We start from the raw sequence: 14,827 nt of genomic DNA, 5'->3' as shown, positions 1-14,827 counted from the left end.
CCTCTGGCCCTGGAGTTCCTGCATGGTAGATCACTCATCACCACCCCGTCCTCCCTTGAGCACTGCGAGCCTGATCGCACGACTCGCCGGCATCGGTGCCGTGGTTGCGGTTGTTGCCGGCGCATTTGCCTACGTCAATGGCACGCTCGACCCACAACGCCTGCGGCCAAAAACCTTGGTCAATGCCCTGGAAACCAATAACGGCGTGCATCCGGGTTTTCGCCGTAACCATGCCAAGGGCGTATGCGTGGCGGGTTATTTCCAGAGCAGTACCGAGGCCCGTGCCTATTCCAGCGCCCAGGTGTTCAGCGAGGCCAAGACCCCGATCATCGGCCGGTTTGCCTTGCCCAGCGGCAACCCCTACGCGCCGGACAGCAGTGTGCCGATTCGCAGTTTCGCCGTGCAGTTCAGCCAGGCCAACGGCCAGCAATGGCGTACAGGGATGAACAGCATGCCGGTGTTCCCGGTGGGTACGCCCGAGGCGTTCTACCAGTTGCTCAAGGCCGGCGCGCCAGACCCGGCCACTGGCAAGCCGAACCCGTCGAGCATGCCGGCTTTTTTTGCCGCACACCCGGAGACAGCGCCATTCTTGGCCTGGGTCAAGACCGCCAGGCCATCGGCCAGTTATGCGACTGAAACCTATAACGGCATCAACGCGTTTTACCTGGTGGCTGCCGATGGTTCGCGCCAGGCCGTGCGTTGGGAGGTGGTGCCCCAGAGCCAGGATGCGGCGGGTGATACCGCACCTGCTGGCAGTGACTTCCTGGAGCAGGATTTGGTGCGACGCCTGGCTGCCGGGCCCTTGCGTTGGCAGTTGAACATGACCCTGGCCAACCCCGGCGACCCGCTGGACGATGCAAGCAAGACCTGGACCGGCGCGCACAAGGTACTCAATGCCGGCACGTTGGTGTTGCAAAGCAGCCAGCCCCAGGCAGACGGTGATTGCCGCGATATCAACTTTGACCCGTTGATTCTGCCCAGTGGTATCCAAGCCTCCAACGACCCCTTGCTGGCCGCACGTTCGGCCGCGTATGCCAGTTCGTACCTGCGCCGCGCCGGTGAAGTCAGCCCGTTGCACAGCGCCCCTCAGGAGTCGAAGCCATGAATGCTCAACCACGGTTCTTTGCGCCCTTGGCGCGCGTGTTGCACTGGCTGATGGCGTTGATGATCATCGCCATGCTGTTTATCGGCGCGGGTCTGGCGTCGTCGGTGTCGGAGCGCCATGAGTGGCTGATCCACCTGCACAAGCCGCTGGGCATTGCGATTCTGGCACTGGTGATCGTGCGCCTGGCGGTACGTTTTTCCACCCGCCAGCCGCCGTTACCAGCGGATTTGCCGGTGTGGCAGAGGCTGGCAGCCAAGGCCTCTCATGTGCTGTTGTACGTGTTGATGCTGGTGTTGCCGCTGCTGGGTTGGGCGATGATTTCAGCGGCCGGTGACCCGGTGATGCTCAGTAGTAACCTGCAACTGCCCGCGCTGCTGGGGGCGAATGCGCCGTTGTTTGCGTTGTTGCGCAAGGCTCACGGTTATTTGGCCTATCTGCTGTTTCTCACCGTGCTGGTGCATCTGGCAGCCGCGTTATTCCACGGTTTGATCCGCCGCGATGGCGTCTTGCAAAGCATGACCGGCAGCAAGGATTGACTGCTTCTGGTGGCGAGCAAGCTCGCTCGTCACCAGAGCTCGCCTCAGGGGTTAGCGCAAACGCCCGACGATATCAGCGACGCTGCTCAAGACGTCCTTGCCCAACTGTTTCGAACGATCGCCTGACCAGCCAGTTCGCAGGTTGGGTGCGTCGTCGTTGTCCTTGAAAGGCATTTCCAGGGTCAGGGACAGGCAGTCGTACTTTTCCCCCACCGCGTTGCAGGCCAGGGTCATGTTGGCTTGGCCAGGCAGGTCGCGGGTGTAGCCGTGGGTGGTCTGGAAGTCTCGGGTCAGGTGGCTCAAATGGCTGCGGAAATGTTTTTCCAGGGCTTCGATGCGCGGCGTGTAGCCGGGGTTGCCTTCGCAGGCTGCGGTGAACACGTAGGGGATTTCTTCATCGCCGTGGATGTCGAGGAACATATCCACGCCGTATTTTTCCATCTGTTGCTGGACGAACAGGACTTCCGGGCTGAGTTCCTGGCTGGCGCTTTGCCATGCGCGGTTAAGGTCCTGGCCCATGGCGTTGGTGCGCAGGTGGCCATGGAAGGCGCCATCCGGGTTCATGTTCGGTACCAGGTACAGGTCTGCGACGGCCAGCAGTTTTTTCAGTTCGTCGTCGCCGTCCTTTTGCAGGCGCTCAATCACGCCCTCCATAAACCACTCGGCCATGTGCTCGCCGGGGTGCTGCTGGGCGATGATCCACACCTTGCGCCGGCCTTCGATCCCTTTGCCACGGCGCAGCAGTTGGATATCGCGGCCTTCAGCGCTCTTGCCGGTGGCTAGCAGGGTGACCCCGGCGTACTTCAGGGCTTGCTCGATCAACCAGTCATGACGTTCACGGCTGTAGGGCTCGAAGTAGGCAAACCAGGCGTACTTTTGCCGGGTCTGGAGGGTGATGTGCAGGATCTCGCCATCAAAGCGCGTCGGTACCCGGAACCAGTTGATATGGTCATAGGACGCCACGGCGTTGTAACCGCTCCAGGCATGCTTGTAGGACGAGCGCCCTGCGTTGCTCAAGCGAAAGGTGTGGGTGTGCCCCACGTGCATGCCTTCGGCCTTGAAGTGGAACCATTGGTAGTGATCGCTGCGGGTGTCGGGATTGATTGCCAGCAACAACTGATAAGCGTCGCTGGCATCCAGGACCTGGATGTTGCCGCTGTCGAAGTCGGTGCTGATCTTGATGGAGGTCAAGGCCACGGTCATAGTCTGGTTGCCTGAATATGAGTGATGTGGCGGCTATCTTACACAGGCGTTCGGTAAAACCTGGATGCAAAAATTGTTGCAGGGGGAGGGGGCGTCATCCCTGACGCCGCCGCAGCTTAGAGTCTATGAGATTGATTCTCAAGCGCTAATTCGCAGAGATACGCGCTAGAGCACTCGGACGACTTTCGTTGGGCGATAGTCTTTTGCTACCATGCGCGGCATCAAGCAACACACAGTCTTCATTAGCCTGAAGCCACGCCAGGAAAACTGGCAAAAAAAAGACCCGGCCAAAGAGCCGGGTCAAAAACCGTGATTAGCCTGATGAGGAGATATTCCAAGAGTCCGACCTAAGGTCTCTTGGTCTATCGACTGATCTTGCGATCAGCTGAGCCCAATAATAATCATTATCATTTGCAAGTCAAATGTTTTTATCCGTGGGATAGAAATATTTTTCTTTCATGCCTGCTACGCGTTTGCCGCCGCTCTGGGCGCTTGCAACGACCGCTCCACCATCGCCTTCGCCATATCGATCAAATACACCACTGAAAACGCCAGGTCGCGTTGGTTGCCCTGATGGCTGCACGCCGACTCGTAGGCGGTTGCCGCTGCACTGCGCAACAGGTCCGAGGCGTGTATCAGGGCTTCCTCCTGGCTGACATCGGATTTGATCGCGAACATGGCCCCGTCCGAATCCGGCGTCGACCGATTTTCTTTCAAGTAGTAGTCCAGTGCGCGCTGGGCTGCGCCACTGTTGCACATGTCGTTTACTTCAGTCAGTTCGGATGTGTCGGGCGTTGGGTGTGTGCGGGTCGTCATAAGCGGCAGTACTCCGGTGGGTGTCGAAATCCTTGGGCTTGATGATAGTACGTATCGTATTCCTGTCGTTTTATGGATTACTACAAACTGTTTATTGCCCGCAAAAATGGGCGCCGTATTGTGATGCGCCATGGATAACTGGATAGCGTTGGTCAAAGCCAACATGAAAGACCGCAAGGTCACGCAGGATGAACTGGCGCAGCGCCTGGGGATGTCCCAGGGCGGCATCGGCCATTGGCTCAATAAACGCCGCGTGCCGAGCCTGGCGGACATGAACCGCGTGCTGGCCGAACTGGGGTTGGGGTATTTGGAGGTGGCGCTGGAGATTCGTGAACGGGCCGCGCAAGTGCCTGAACGGGAAGCGCACTACAACCCGTATTTCCGCTACCCGGTCAGCGACTGGAAGCAGGCCTGCGAGCTGCGTGAAGAGCGTGCGCCTTATAGCACCGAGCGCTACGAATTGACCGATTACCACGCCCGAGGCGAGGCATTCTGGCTGCCGGTGACGGGAGACGCCATGACCGCCCCCACGGGCATGAGCATTGCGGCTGGCATGATGATCCTGGTTGACCCGGCCATCGCGCCCGAGCCCGGCAGGCTGGTGGTGGCCCAATGGGCTGGCACCCCCCAGGCCACCTTTCGCCGATTGCAGGAAGAAAGCGGCCAGCACTACCTGGTGCCGCTCAACCCCACTTACCCCAAGGTGCTGCTCACCGACGGCTGCCGCCTCCTGGGTGTGGTGGTGCAAGCCACGGCGAAGTTCTAGCCGGCCGTTTCAAGCTCCACCAGCGCGCTGCCTTCTGCCACCATTTCACCTTCCTGGCAGAACAGCGCCTTGACCACCCCGGCGTGGGGCGCCCGGATGCTGTGCTCCATCTTCATGGCTTCGAGCACCACCAGTTGAGCGCCGGCTTCAACAGTTTGGCCCACCTCCACGAGTACTCGCACGATGCTGCCGTTCATCGGTGCGGTGAGGCCGCCCTGATGAGATTGACTGGCTTCGACCGCCGCAATCGGGTCGAACAGGCTGACGGCATGCATCTCGCCGTCCCAACGCAGGTACAGGCTGCCTTCACTGCGCACCGCCAGATGAGAACGGCGCACGCCCTGATGTTCAGTCAGCAACTGTTCGCCGCATAACTGAGACGGTTGCCCGGTCAGTGTCACCAACCGATCCTGCCCATTGCAGCTCAGGTGCAGCGACACCTCGGCAGGCAGGCCCGCACGAAAGCCCTGGCGATTGGCCCAAGGCCCGTCACCCGCCGGCAAGCTCTGCATAAACGCCGAGCCCGCCGCCTGCCAGAACTCATCGCTCAAGGCCCCTGGCGTCGGCAACAGCTCATCCTGATAGCGCGGGATAAACCCGGTGTCCAACTCGGCGGCGGCAAACGCAGGGTGCCCGATGATGCGCCGCAAAAAGCCCAGGTTGGTCTTGAGCCCGCCGACCGCAAACTCATCCAGCATGCTCAATAAGCGCAGGCGCGCCTGTTCGCGGTCTTCACCCCAGGCAATCAACTTGCCGAGCATCGGGTCGTAGAAGGGCGACACGCTGTCGCCTTGCTCGACGCCACTGTCCACGCGGCGTCCAGGGCCCTGGCTGGACTCGCGGTACAGCGCCAGGTGCCCGGTGGCGGGCAGAAAGTCATTGGCCGGGTCTTCGGCATACAACCGCACTTCAATTGCATGACCGTTCAACGCGACCTGTTCTTGCGTGATCGGTAGCGCCTCACCCTGGGCCACCCGGATCTGCCAGGCCACCAGGTCGAGGCCGGTAATCGCTTCGGTCACCGGATGCTCCACTTGCAACCGCGTGTTCATCTCCATAAAGAAAAACTCGCCACGGGCATCCAGCAAAAACTCCACCGTACCTGCGCCCACATACCCGATTGCCTGGGCAGCGCGCACAGCTGCTTCGCCCATGGCCCGGCGTTGCTCAACAGTCAGGCCCGGCGCCGGTGCTTCTTCCACGACCTTTTGATGACGCCGCTGGATCGAGCAGTCGCGCTCATTGAGATACAGGCAATGACCTTGCTGGTCGGCGAACACTTGGATCTCGACATGCCGCGGCTTGAGCAGGTATTTCTCCACCAGCATCTGCCCGTTGCCGAACGACGACAGCGCCTCACGCTGGGCGGAGGCCAGGGCTTCGGCCAGTTGGCTGACGTCCTCGACCACCTTCATACCCTTGCCACCGCCGCCCGCCGTGGCCTTGAGCAGCACCGGGTAGCCGATACGCTCACAGGCGGCGCGGAAGGTCTCCAGGTCCTGGGCCTCGCCGTGATAACCCGGCACAAGGGGTACGCCAGCCGTCTCCATCAGGGCCTTGGCCGCGGATTTGCTGCCCATGGCGTCGATGGCCGAGGCGGGCGGGCCGAGGAAGATCAGGCCTGCCGCCTCGATGGCACGGGCGAAGCCGGCGTTTTCTGAAAGGAAGCCGTAGCCGGGGTGAATCGCCTGGGCGCCGCTGGCGTGGGCGGCGGCAATCAGCTTGTCGATTTGCAGGTAACTGTCGGTGGCTTTGCTGCCGCCCAGGTCGACGCGGATATCGGCTTCACGGCTATGGCGGGCATCGCGGTCGATGGCGCTGTGCACAGCCACGGTGGTCAACCCCATGGCCTTGGCGGTGCGCATGACCCGGCAGGCGATCTCGCCACGGTTGGCCACCAGAACGGTGGTGAGTGTGCTCATGAGCGTGGCTCCTGATTTTGCCAACTTGGCGCACGCTTTTGCAGAAACGCGCGCAAACCTTCCTGGCCCTCGGCGCTCACCCGAATACGCGCTATGGCATTTTCGCAATAGCGTCGCAATGCGGGGGTGAGGGCACCGTTGCCCACTTCGCGCAGCAAATCCTTACTGGCACGCATGGCCGCCGGGCTGTTTTGCAGCAGGTTGGTGACCCACAGGTCCACCTGTTGATCCAGGCTCTCGGCCGGATAACTGTCCGCCAGCAAGCCGATCTCCCGTGCGCGCTGGCCGCCGAACCGCTCGGCTGTCAGTGCATAACGACGGGCAGCGCGTTCGCCGATGGCCTGCACCACGAACGGGCTGATCACCGCCGGCGCCAGGCCGATACGCACTTCCGACAGGCAGAACTGCGCATCATCGGCACCGATGGCCATGTCACAGCAGCTGATCAGGCCCAGCGCGCCCCCGTAGGCCGCACCTTGCACCACCGCCAGCGTGGGGATTTTCAGCTTGGACAGGTTGTACATCAGCTCTGCCAGTTCCCGGGCGTCGTCCAGGTTGGTGTGGTAGTCCAACTCGGCCGATTGCTGCATCCAGGCCAGGTCGGCACCGGCGCTGAAGTGCTTGCCACGCCCGCGCAGTACCAGGAAGCGCAGGGACGGGTCGCCTTGTACGCGGTCAAGGGCCAGGATCAGCTCGCGGATCATCTGCGCGTTGAACGCGTTGTTCTTGGCTTCGCGGCTGAGCCACAGCGTGGCAAAGCCACGGCGGTCAGTGATCAGTTCGAGGGTGTTGAAGTCGCTCATGCAAGGAGCTCCGAAATAATGAGAGGCCTGCTGTAGGAGCGAGCTTGCTCGCGAAGATCGTCAACGATAACGCGGGGCTTCAGAATGACCGCGTTGCCCTGAGGTTCTTCGCGAGCAAGCTCGCTCCTACAGGCTACATGCGGAACACGCCGAAGCGGCTCGGCTCGATGGGGGCGTTCAGTGCGGCGGACAAGGCCAGGGCCAGCACGTCACGGGTCTGCAGCGGGTCGATCACGCCGTCATCCCACAAGCGCGCGCTGGAGTAGTAGGGGTGGCCCTGGGTTTCATACTGGTCGAGGATCGGCTGCTTGATCGCGTCTTCCTCCTCGGCACTGAAACCGTTGCCGGCGCGCTCAGCCTGTTCGCGCTTGACCTGCACCAACACCCCGGCGGCCTGTTCGGCCCCCATCACGCCAATGCGTGCGTTGGGCCACATCCACAAAAAGCGCGGGTCATAGGCGCGGCCACACATCCCATAGTTACCCGCACCAAAGCTGCCGCCGATGATCACGGTGAATTTCGGCACCTTGGCGCACGCCACGGCGGTGACCAGCTTGGCGCCGTGCTTGGCAATGCCGCCGGCTTCGTACTTCTGGCCGACCATAAAGCCGGTGATGTTTTGCAGGAACAGCAGCGGAATCCCGCGCTGGCAGGCCAGTTCGATAAAGTGCGCGCCTTTTTGCGCGGCTTCGGCGAAGAGGATGCCGTTGTTGGCCAGGATCGCTATCGGGTAGCCATGCAAGTGCGCAAAGCCGCACACCAGGGTCGTGCCGAACAGGGCCTTGAACTCATCGAACACCGAGCCGTCCACCAGTCGTGCGATGACTTCGCGCACATCAAAGGGATGCTTGGCATCCGCCGGGATCACGCCGTACAACTCTTCGCTGCTGTACAGCGGCGCCACCGGCGGGCGTTGCAGCAGCTCACCCTGCTTGCGCCAATTGAGGTTGGCCACGCTGCGCCGTGCCAGTGCCAGGGCGTGTTCATCGCTGTCGGCATAGTGGTCGGCTACGCCCGAGACCTTGCAGTGCACATCGGCACCGCCCAGGTCTTCGGCGCTCACCACTTCACCGGTGGCGGCCTTCACCAGCGGCGGGCCGGCGAGGAAGATGGTGGCTTGCTGGCGCACCATGATCGCTTCGTCGGCCATGGCCGGCACGTAGGCGCCGCCGGCGGTGCACGAGCCCATCACCACGGCAATCTGGGGAATGCCCTGGGCGCTCATATTGGCCTGGTTGAAGAAGATCCGCCCGAAGTGCTCGCGGTCGGGGAACACCTCGTCCTGGCGCGGCAGGTTGGCGCCGCCGGAGTCCACCAGGTAGATGCACGGCAGGCGGTTCTGCTCGGCGATGGTCTGGGCGCGCAGGTGCTTTTTGACGGTCAGCGGGTAATAGGAGCCGCCTTTGACCGTGGCATCGTTGGCCACGATCATGCATTCGACACCTTCCACCCGGCCGATGCCGGCAATCACCCCGGCAGCCGGGACGTCTTCGCCATACACCTGGTGGGCGGCCAGTTGGCTCAGCTCGAGAAACGGTGAGCCCGGGTCGAGCAGACGGTTGATACGCTCGCGGGGTAACAGTTTGCCGCGTGAGGTGTGGCGTTCCTGGGCCTTGGCGCCGCCACCTTGATGGACATGGGCGAGCAGGCTGTGCAGGGCGTCGACCTGTTCAAGCATCGCCGCGCGGTTGGCGGAAAATTCCGCAGAACGCGGGTTGAGCTGGGTGTGCAGGGTGGCCATGGGCGTGCTCCTTCAGCGGGTTTCGTTGAACAGTTCGCGACCGATCAACATCCGCCGAATCTCACTGGTGCCCGCACCAATTTCGTAGAGCTTGGCGTCACGCAACAGGCGCCCGGCGGGGAATTCGTTGATATAGCCATTGCCGCCCAGAATCTGGATCGCATCCAGGGCCATTTGCGTGGCGCGCTCGGCGCTGTAGAGGATCACGCCCGCGGCGTCCTTGCGCGTGGTCTCGCCACGCTCGCACGCCTGGGCCACCGCGTAGAGGTAGGCGCGGCTGGCGTTGAGTTGGGTGTACATGTCGGCGACCTTGCCCTGGATCAACTGGAATTCGCCGATGCTCTGGCCGAACTGCTTGCGGTCGTGGATGTAGGGCACGATCAAGTCCATGCATGCCTGCATGATCCCGGTAGGCCCTCCGGAGAGCACCACGCGCTCGTAGTCCAGGCCGCTCATCAACACTTTCACGCCGCCATTGAGCACGCCGAGGATGTTTTCTTCGGGTACCTCGACGTCGTCGAAAAACAGCTCGCAGGTGTTGGAGCCGCGCATGCCCAGCTTGTCGAATTTATTGCTGCGGCTGAAGCCTTTCCAGTCGCGCTCGACGATGAAGGCGGTGATGCCGTGGGGGCCTTTTTCCAGGTCGGTCTTGGCGTAGATCACATAGGTATGGGCGTCCGGGCCGTTGGTGATCCAGGTCTTGCTGCCATTGAGTACGTAATGGTCGCCGCGCTTGTCGGCGCGCAGTTTCATCGACACCACGTCGGAACCGGCATTCGGCTCGCTCATGGCCAGGGCGCCGATGTGCTCGCCGCTGATCAGCTTGGGCAGGTACTTGAGTTTTTGTGCGTGGTTGCCGTTGCGGTTGATCTGGTTGACGCACAGGTTGGAGTGCGCCCCGTAGGACAACGCCACCGAGGCCGAGCCACGGCTGATTTCTTCCATGCTCACCACATGGGCCAGGTAACCCAGGCCGGCACCGCCGTATTCCTCGGGCACGGTGATGCCCAGCAGGCCCATGTCGCCGAACTTGCGCCACAGGTCGGCGGGGAACAGGTTGTCGATGTCGATCTGGGCCGCGCGCGTTGCGATCTCCTTGGCCACGAAGGACTGCACCTGGTCGCGCAGCATGTCGATGGTCTCGCCGAGGGCGAAGTTCAGGGACGGGTAACTCATGGACAGGCACCTTAATGTGAGCTTTGTTGTTGTGTGGGCGGGGCGCGGGAGGAGGGCGCTCACCTTTACGTTAACGTAAGCTTGCGTTACGGCGCTGTCAATCGTAGTTTACGTATACGTCAACCTACAAAAAAGATAACAGGGGTCGTTATGGATCAACTGCACCCGAGCTACAGCCGTGGCTCCCAGGACAAGACCTTGCTGGCCATGACCATTGGCCAGGCATTCGATCACACCGTTGCGCAGTATCCAGATGGCGAAGCCTTGGTGGTGCGCCACCAGCAGCGGCGCTACACCTGGCGGCAGCTGGCCGAGACGGTTGAGCTGCACGCCCGCGCGTTCCTCGCCCTGGGTATGCAAACCGGTGACCGCCTGGGTATCTGGGCGCCTAACTGTGCCGAGTGGCTGATCTGCCAAGTGGCAAGCGCCAAGCTCGGGGTGATCCTGGTCAATATCAACCCGGCCTATCGCAGCAGCGAATTGGACTACGTGCTCAAACAATCCGGCTGCCAATGGCTGGTATGCGCCGGCTCGTTCAAAAGCTCCGATTACCACGCCATGCTCCAGGCGCTGAAGCCCGAGCTTCGCGGCCTTCTCAGCCTGGACCCCAGCCCGCCGCCTGAATTCATGCCCTGGTCGCAGTTGGCGGCCCTTGGCGCAGGCGTGCCGCCCGAGCAACTGCAAAGCCGTCAGGCCAGCCTGCATTTCGATCAACCTGTGAATATCCAGTACACCTCCGGCACCACCGGCTTCCCCAAGGGCGCCACCCTCAGTCACCACAACATCCTCAATAACGGTTACATGGTCGGTGAAAGCCTGGGCCTGACGGCAGGGGACCGCCTGGTGATCCCAGTGCCGCTGTACCACTGCTTCGGCATGGTCATGGGCAACCTCGGTTGTATCACCCACGGCACCACCATGATCTACCCCAATGACGGCTTCGACCCGTTGCTGACGCTGAGCGCCGTCGCCGAAGAACAAGCCACCGGCTTATATGGCGTGCCGACTATGTTTATCGCGCTGCTCGATCACCCACGCCGGGCCGAGTTCGAGGTGTCCAGCCTGCGCACCGGGATCATGGCCGGGGCGACATGCCCGATCGAGGTGATGCGTCGGGTCATCCATGAGCTGCACATGGCAGAGGTGCAGATTGCCTATGGCATGACTGAAACCAGCCCGGTGTCGCTGCAGACCGGCGCAGATGACGATATCGAACGGCGTGTCACCACGGTGGGCCGCACCCAACCGCAACTGGAAACCAAGATTGTCGACGAGGCCGGTAACACCGTGGCCCGTGGCGTGATCGGTGAACTGTGCACCCGGGGCTACAGCGTGATGCTGGGTTACTGGAACAACCCTGAAGGCACCCGTGAGGCCATCGACGATGCCGGCTGGATGCATACCGGTGACCTGGCGACCATGGATGAGGAGGGTTACGTGTGCATTGCCGGGCGTAACAAGGACATGATCATTCGTGGGGGGGAGAACGTTTACCCGCGGGAGCTGGAAGAGTTTTTCTTTACTCACCCGGCGGTGGCGGACGTGCAGATCGTTGGCATCCAGGATGAGCGTTATGGCGAAGAGATTGTTGCCTGGATCAAGTTCCATCCCGGTCAGGTGGCCAATGAGTTGGAGTTGTTGAGCTGGTGCAAGGACCGCATCGCCCATTTCAAGACGCCCAGGTATTTCAAGATCGTGGATGAGTTTCCGATGACGGTGACGGGCAAGATTCAGAAATTTCGGATGCGCGAGATTTCCATCCAGGAGCTGCAAGCGCGCTGACAACGTCAAACCCTGGGAGCTGGCTTGCCTGCGATGGCGGCCTGACTGCCGGCCCACATTTACCTGATAGCCCGCGAACCTGCTGTGCCACCCAAATAGTGAAACCCAGAAAGCACAAAGGGGACCCGAAGGTCCCCTTTAATTTGTCGTTGCGTGCTCTTTTCTTATTATTGAGGGGCGGCCTGTTGTTGTTTTTGGTAGCCGTGGCCCGTACCGCTTTTTTTGGCGACCCCCATCCGGGGTCAAGAGCAAACGTATTTTTTTGAACGCTGACCTGCTTCTTCGTAAACGATCCAACCAGTGGGTAGCTACCTGAGGTAGTTTTATTTTTCTCTATCCGGTTGCGGGTTGCGGCATGCCGTACCCTGGGAAGCACATCTTCTCCAAAAAAATCTGTTAGCTGCGTCTCTGCCGTGTTGTTTTTGTTATGTCAGAGTCGTTTCGTCTTATTTTTATTAGGTTTGGCGCTTTTTATTCTTGTTATGCCATAGAGATAGCAGAAGGCGTGCCAACTTTTTAAAAGCCTTTAAAATCAACGAGTTGGTTTTTTGTCAGTATTTTCTTTCAGTTTGCACGGCGGATTTTGTTCCCGCGTTACCCGTTATGCCGGGAAGCGGTAACACATTCTCACAGCTGTGCTACTCACCTGCGTTACGCACCTTCGCCACGCGGGAACCCGTAGGCCGTCCCAGCACCTGGCTGATCTGCTGGCCGGCGCCAATCAAGCGTTCCAGGTCGATGCCCGTGTCGATGCCCAGGCCGTTGAGCAGGTACAGCACGTCCTCGGTGGCGACGTTACCGCTGGCGCCTTTGGCGTAAGGGCAGCCGCCCAGGCCTGCGATTGAGCTGTCGAACACCGTGATGCCTTCCAGCAGGCTGGCGTAGATGTTAGCGATGGCCTGCCCGTAGGTGTCATGGAAATGCCCGGCCAGCTTGTCCCGTGGCACTTGGGCGCCGACCACTTCGAACAGGCGCCGGGTAGCGCCCGCCGTGCCGGTACCGATGGTGTCGCCCAGGGACACTTCATAGCAGCCCATGGCATACAGCTCGCGGGCGACGGCCGCCACTTGCTCTGGGGCGATCTCGCCTTCATAGGGGCAACCCAGCACACAGGACACATAACCGCGCACGCTGACGCCGTGCTGCTTGGCGGCGGCCATGATCGGTGCGAAGCGCTCCAGGCTTTCGCTGATGGAACAATTGATATTGCGCTGGGAGAACGCCTCGGACGCCGCCGCAAACACCGCGACTTCCTTGACCCCGGCCGCCAGCGCATCCTCGAACCCGCGCAGGTTCGGTGCCAGTGCGCCATAGGTCACGCCGGGCTTGCGCTGGATCTGCGCAAATACCTCGGCTGAACCTGCCATTTGCGGCACCCATTTGGGCGAGACAAAACTACCGACTTCGATATAGCTCAAGCCAGCGGCGCTCAACGCGTCTACCAATCGGACTTTATCCGCCACGCTGATGGGCTGGGCTTCGTTCTGCAAACCGTCGCGCGGGCCGACTTCAACCAGGCGTACGTGGGAGGGGAGGGACATGGCAGTTACCTTCTGGTCAATGGCCGGCTTGGCTGATGGTCTGCGCCAGGGCCTGGGTGCAACGCTCTTCAGCGGTGTCCAGTTCCAGCTTCATCTGTTCGATATCCAGCAGTTGTTGTTCCAGCTGTTCACGGCGTTCGGCGATCTTGGCCAGCATGCTGTTGAGTTGGATCTGGTTGCCGCCGGTGGGGTCGTAGAGTTCGATCAGTTCGCGGCATTCGGCCAGGGAGAAGCCGATGCGCTTGCCACGCAGGATCAGCTTGAGGCTGACCTTGTCCCGCGCCGAGTAAATGCGCTCCTGGCCCCGACGTTCGGGGGCCAGCAGGCCTTGTTCTTCATAGAAACGAATGGCGCGGGTGGTGATGTCGAGCTCGCGGGCGAGGTCGGAGATGCTGTAGGTGGTGCTCATGGCGGTGCTCAAGGAAGTCTTGGCGCTAAGCTAATTGCAGGTTGACGTAAACGTCAAGGCTGCTGGGCTTTCTTTTCCTGGGCCGTCACCTGCTGGCACAACTCGATCATCTGTTCACGCATCCAGCGGTTCGCCGGGTCCTGGTCGGTGCTTTCGTGCCAGTACAAATGGGTTTCCACCGGCGGCACGTTGTTGACCGGCAGATGGAACCAGTGCAGTTCATGACGGCGAGCGAAACGCTCGGGCACGGTCATCACCATGTCCGTCTGTTGCAGCACCTGGGAGGCCATCAGGTAATGCTGGGAACGCAGGGCAATCTTGCGCTGAATGCCCATCTTGCCCAAGGCCAGGTCCACATAGCCCAAACCGTTGCGGCGGCTGGAAATATGGATATGGGTCAGCGACAGGTAATCATCCAGCGTGAATTTATCCTTGCCCGCCATCGGGTGGCCCTTGCGCATGGCACACACGTAGCGGTCTTCCATCAGCTTGACGTGACGCACCTGCGGGTCGGTATTGAGCGGCGCATCCACGGCAAAATCCAGGCGCCCGGCGGCCAGTTCCTTGGTGGTTTCGCGGCGTTTGGACAGGAAACTCTCGATCACCACGGTCGGCGCCAGGCGACGCAGGCGCTGGAACAGCAGCGGCAGGATCACGGCCTCGGTCAGGTCGGTCATGCTGATGCGGTAGGTCTTGGCCGCCTGCTGCGGGTTGAAGATGCGGCTTTCCTGCACGGACACGCGCAACAACGACAACGCATTGCGCACCGGGCCGATGATGTTCTGCGCCATGGGCGTGGGCACCATGCCTTGGGCGGTGCGCACGAACAGCGGGTCGTTGAAGGTCTCGCGCAACCGTGCCAGGGCGTTGGACACCGCCGGCTGGGTGATACCGACGATCTGCCCGGCGCGGGTCAGGTTGGCTTCGGTGTAGATCGCATCAAAGACGATGAAGAGGTTGAGATCGACCTTGCTCAGATTCATTTCGTTGCGCTCTTATTGTGAGGTGCTCATACGCCGATCATATA

Annotated in this window: 13 protein-coding genes; 4 read left to right on the top strand and 9 right to left on the bottom strand. The window is 61.2% G+C overall.

Going from position 1 to position 14,827, the window contains the following annotated elements; genetic code table 11:
- Positions 1 to 22 precede the first annotated feature (22 nt).
- Together BMH52_RS16875 and BMH52_RS16870 are read left to right on the top strand one after the other, a co-directional pair.
- Entirely contained in the window at positions 23 to 1,105 is a 1,083-nt protein-coding gene (locus BMH52_RS16875; RefSeq protein WP_014718962.1) for a catalase family peroxidase, read from the top strand.
- Entirely contained in the window at positions 1,102 to 1,641 is a 540-nt protein-coding gene (locus BMH52_RS16870; protein ID WP_073844399.1) for a cytochrome b, read from the top strand. The genes BMH52_RS16875 and BMH52_RS16870 overlap by 4 nt, the downstream gene beginning before the upstream one ends.
- 51 nt (positions 1,642 to 1,692) lie before the next feature.
- On the opposite strand, the gene BMH52_RS16865 is transcribed toward BMH52_RS16870, so the two are convergent.
- Both BMH52_RS16865 and BMH52_RS16860 read right to left on the bottom strand, forming a co-directional pair.
- Positions 1,693 to 2,844, bottom strand: a complete 1,152-nt coding sequence (locus tag BMH52_RS16865) for a M14-type cytosolic carboxypeptidase (protein WP_014718961.1) — start codon at positions 2,842 to 2,844, stop codon at positions 1,693 to 1,695.
- A 465-nt stretch (positions 2,845 to 3,309) separates the two neighbouring features.
- The gene (locus BMH52_RS16860) at positions 3,310 to 3,603 is read right to left on the bottom strand and encodes a DUF6124 family protein (protein ID WP_014718960.1); all 294 of its coding nucleotides are present in this window, start codon (positions 3,601 to 3,603) and stop codon (positions 3,310 to 3,312) included.
- 187 nt (positions 3,604 to 3,790) lie between these two features.
- Between BMH52_RS16860 and BMH52_RS16855 the strand changes: the two genes are divergently transcribed.
- Positions 3,791 to 4,426: a LexA family transcriptional regulator gene (locus BMH52_RS16855; RefSeq protein WP_014718959.1), complete on the top strand. Its 636-nt coding sequence runs from the start codon at positions 3,791 to 3,793 to the stop codon at positions 4,424 to 4,426.
- Here the strand turns inward: BMH52_RS16855 and BMH52_RS16850 are convergent.
- The 4 genes from BMH52_RS16850 to BMH52_RS16835 all read right to left on the bottom strand — a co-directional run bounded on the left by BMH52_RS16850 (position 4,423) and on the right by BMH52_RS16835 (position 10,068).
- Positions 4,423 to 6,348 (bottom strand): acetyl/propionyl/methylcrotonyl-CoA carboxylase subunit alpha, encoded by a 1,926-nt coding sequence (locus BMH52_RS16850; protein ID WP_073844397.1) that lies wholly within the window; start codon positions 6,346 to 6,348, stop codon positions 4,423 to 4,425. The genes BMH52_RS16855 and BMH52_RS16850 overlap by 4 nt on opposite strands.
- Positions 6,345 to 7,151 carry a gamma-carboxygeranoyl-CoA hydratase gene (locus BMH52_RS16845; RefSeq protein WP_014718957.1) on the bottom strand — a complete coding sequence of 269 codons (807 nt, stop codon included), beginning with the start codon at positions 7,149 to 7,151 and terminating at the stop codon, positions 6,345 to 6,347. Before BMH52_RS16845 ends, BMH52_RS16850 begins: the two co-directional genes overlap by 4 nt.
- A 133-nt stretch (positions 7,152 to 7,284) precedes the next feature.
- Complete coding sequence (locus tag BMH52_RS16840) at positions 7,285 to 8,892, bottom strand: carboxyl transferase domain-containing protein (protein WP_073844395.1); 1,608 nt, start codon at positions 8,890 to 8,892, stop codon at positions 7,285 to 7,287.
- A 12-nt stretch (positions 8,893 to 8,904) separates the two neighbouring features.
- Positions 8,905 to 10,068, bottom strand: a complete 1,164-nt coding sequence (locus tag BMH52_RS16835; RefSeq protein WP_073844393.1) for an isovaleryl-CoA dehydrogenase — start codon at positions 10,066 to 10,068, stop codon at positions 8,905 to 8,907.
- 150 nt (positions 10,069 to 10,218) lie between these two features.
- On the opposite strand from BMH52_RS16835, the gene BMH52_RS16830 reads away from it, so the two are divergent.
- Positions 10,219 to 11,850 carry an AMP-binding protein gene (locus BMH52_RS16830; RefSeq protein WP_073844391.1) on the top strand — a complete coding sequence of 544 codons (1,632 nt, stop codon included), beginning with the start codon at positions 10,219 to 10,221 and terminating at the stop codon, positions 11,848 to 11,850.
- A gap of 638 nt (positions 11,851 to 12,488) precedes the next feature.
- Here BMH52_RS16830 and BMH52_RS16825 read toward each other — a convergent pair.
- Genes BMH52_RS16825 through BMH52_RS16815 form a run of 3 tightly spaced genes read right to left on the bottom strand, consistent with a single transcriptional unit; the run spans position 12,489 to position 14,783 of the window.
- Positions 12,489 to 13,391: a hydroxymethylglutaryl-CoA lyase gene (locus BMH52_RS16825; RefSeq protein ID WP_014718953.1), complete on the bottom strand. Its 903-nt coding sequence runs from the start codon at positions 13,389 to 13,391 to the stop codon at positions 12,489 to 12,491.
- 16 nt (positions 13,392 to 13,407) lie between these two features.
- The gene (locus BMH52_RS16820; RefSeq protein WP_003192195.1) at positions 13,408 to 13,800 is read right to left on the bottom strand and encodes a MerR family DNA-binding transcriptional regulator; all 393 of its coding nucleotides are present in this window, start codon (positions 13,798 to 13,800) and stop codon (positions 13,408 to 13,410) included.
- Positions 13,801 to 13,853: 53 nt separating this feature from the next.
- Positions 13,854 to 14,783 carry a LysR family transcriptional regulator gene (locus BMH52_RS16815; protein WP_014718952.1) on the bottom strand — a complete coding sequence of 310 codons (930 nt, stop codon included), beginning with the start codon at positions 14,781 to 14,783 and terminating at the stop codon, positions 13,854 to 13,856.
- Positions 14,784 to 14,827 lie beyond the last annotated feature (44 nt).

The organism is Pseudomonas sp. BTN1 (assembly GCF_001907715.1).
In the GTDB taxonomy this organism is placed as follows: domain Bacteria; phylum Pseudomonadota; class Gammaproteobacteria; order Pseudomonadales; family Pseudomonadaceae; genus Aquipseudomonas; species Aquipseudomonas paracarnis.
This window is presented reverse-complemented; position numbering and strand designations above follow the sequence as displayed.

Excerpts from the sequence above, each read along its gene's own strand:
- BMH52_RS16865 (WP_014718961.1), bottom strand. The coding sequence starts at position 2,844 with ATGACCGTGGCCTTGACCTCCATCAAGATCAGCACCGACTTCGACAGC.
- BMH52_RS16840 (WP_073844395.1), bottom strand. The coding sequence starts at position 8,892 with ATGGCCACCCTGCACACCCAGCTCAACCCGCGTTCTGCGGAATTTTCC.
- BMH52_RS16835 (WP_073844393.1), bottom strand. The coding sequence starts at position 10,068 with ATGAGTTACCCGTCCCTGAACTTCGCCCTCGGCGAGACCATCGACATG.
- BMH52_RS16845 (WP_014718957.1), bottom strand. The coding sequence starts at position 7,151 with ATGAGCGACTTCAACACCCTCGAACTGATCACTGACCGCCGTGGCTTT.
- BMH52_RS16855 (WP_014718959.1), top strand. The coding sequence starts at position 3,791 with ATGGATAACTGGATAGCGTTGGTCAAAGCCAACATGAAAGACCGCAAG.
- BMH52_RS16820 (WP_003192195.1), bottom strand. The coding sequence starts at position 13,800 with ATGAGCACCACCTACAGCATCTCCGACCTCGCCCGCGAGCTCGACATC.
- BMH52_RS16870 (WP_073844399.1), top strand. The coding sequence starts at position 1,102 with ATGAATGCTCAACCACGGTTCTTTGCGCCCTTGGCGCGCGTGTTGCAC.
- BMH52_RS16830 (WP_073844391.1), top strand. The coding sequence starts at position 10,219 with ATGGATCAACTGCACCCGAGCTACAGCCGTGGCTCCCAGGACAAGACC.
- BMH52_RS16850 (WP_073844397.1), bottom strand. The coding sequence starts at position 6,348 with ATGAGCACACTCACCACCGTTCTGGTGGCCAACCGTGGCGAGATCGCC.
- BMH52_RS16860 (WP_014718960.1), bottom strand. The coding sequence starts at position 3,603 with ATGTGCAACAGTGGCGCAGCCCAGCGCGCACTGGACTACTACTTGAAA.
- BMH52_RS16825 (WP_014718953.1), bottom strand. The coding sequence starts at position 13,391 with ATGTCCCTCCCCTCCCACGTACGCCTGGTTGAAGTCGGCCCGCGCGAC.
- BMH52_RS16875 (WP_014718962.1), top strand. The coding sequence starts at position 23 with ATGGTAGATCACTCATCACCACCCCGTCCTCCCTTGAGCACTGCGAGC.
- BMH52_RS16815 (WP_014718952.1), bottom strand. The coding sequence starts at position 14,783 with ATGAATCTGAGCAAGGTCGATCTCAACCTCTTCATCGTCTTTGATGCG.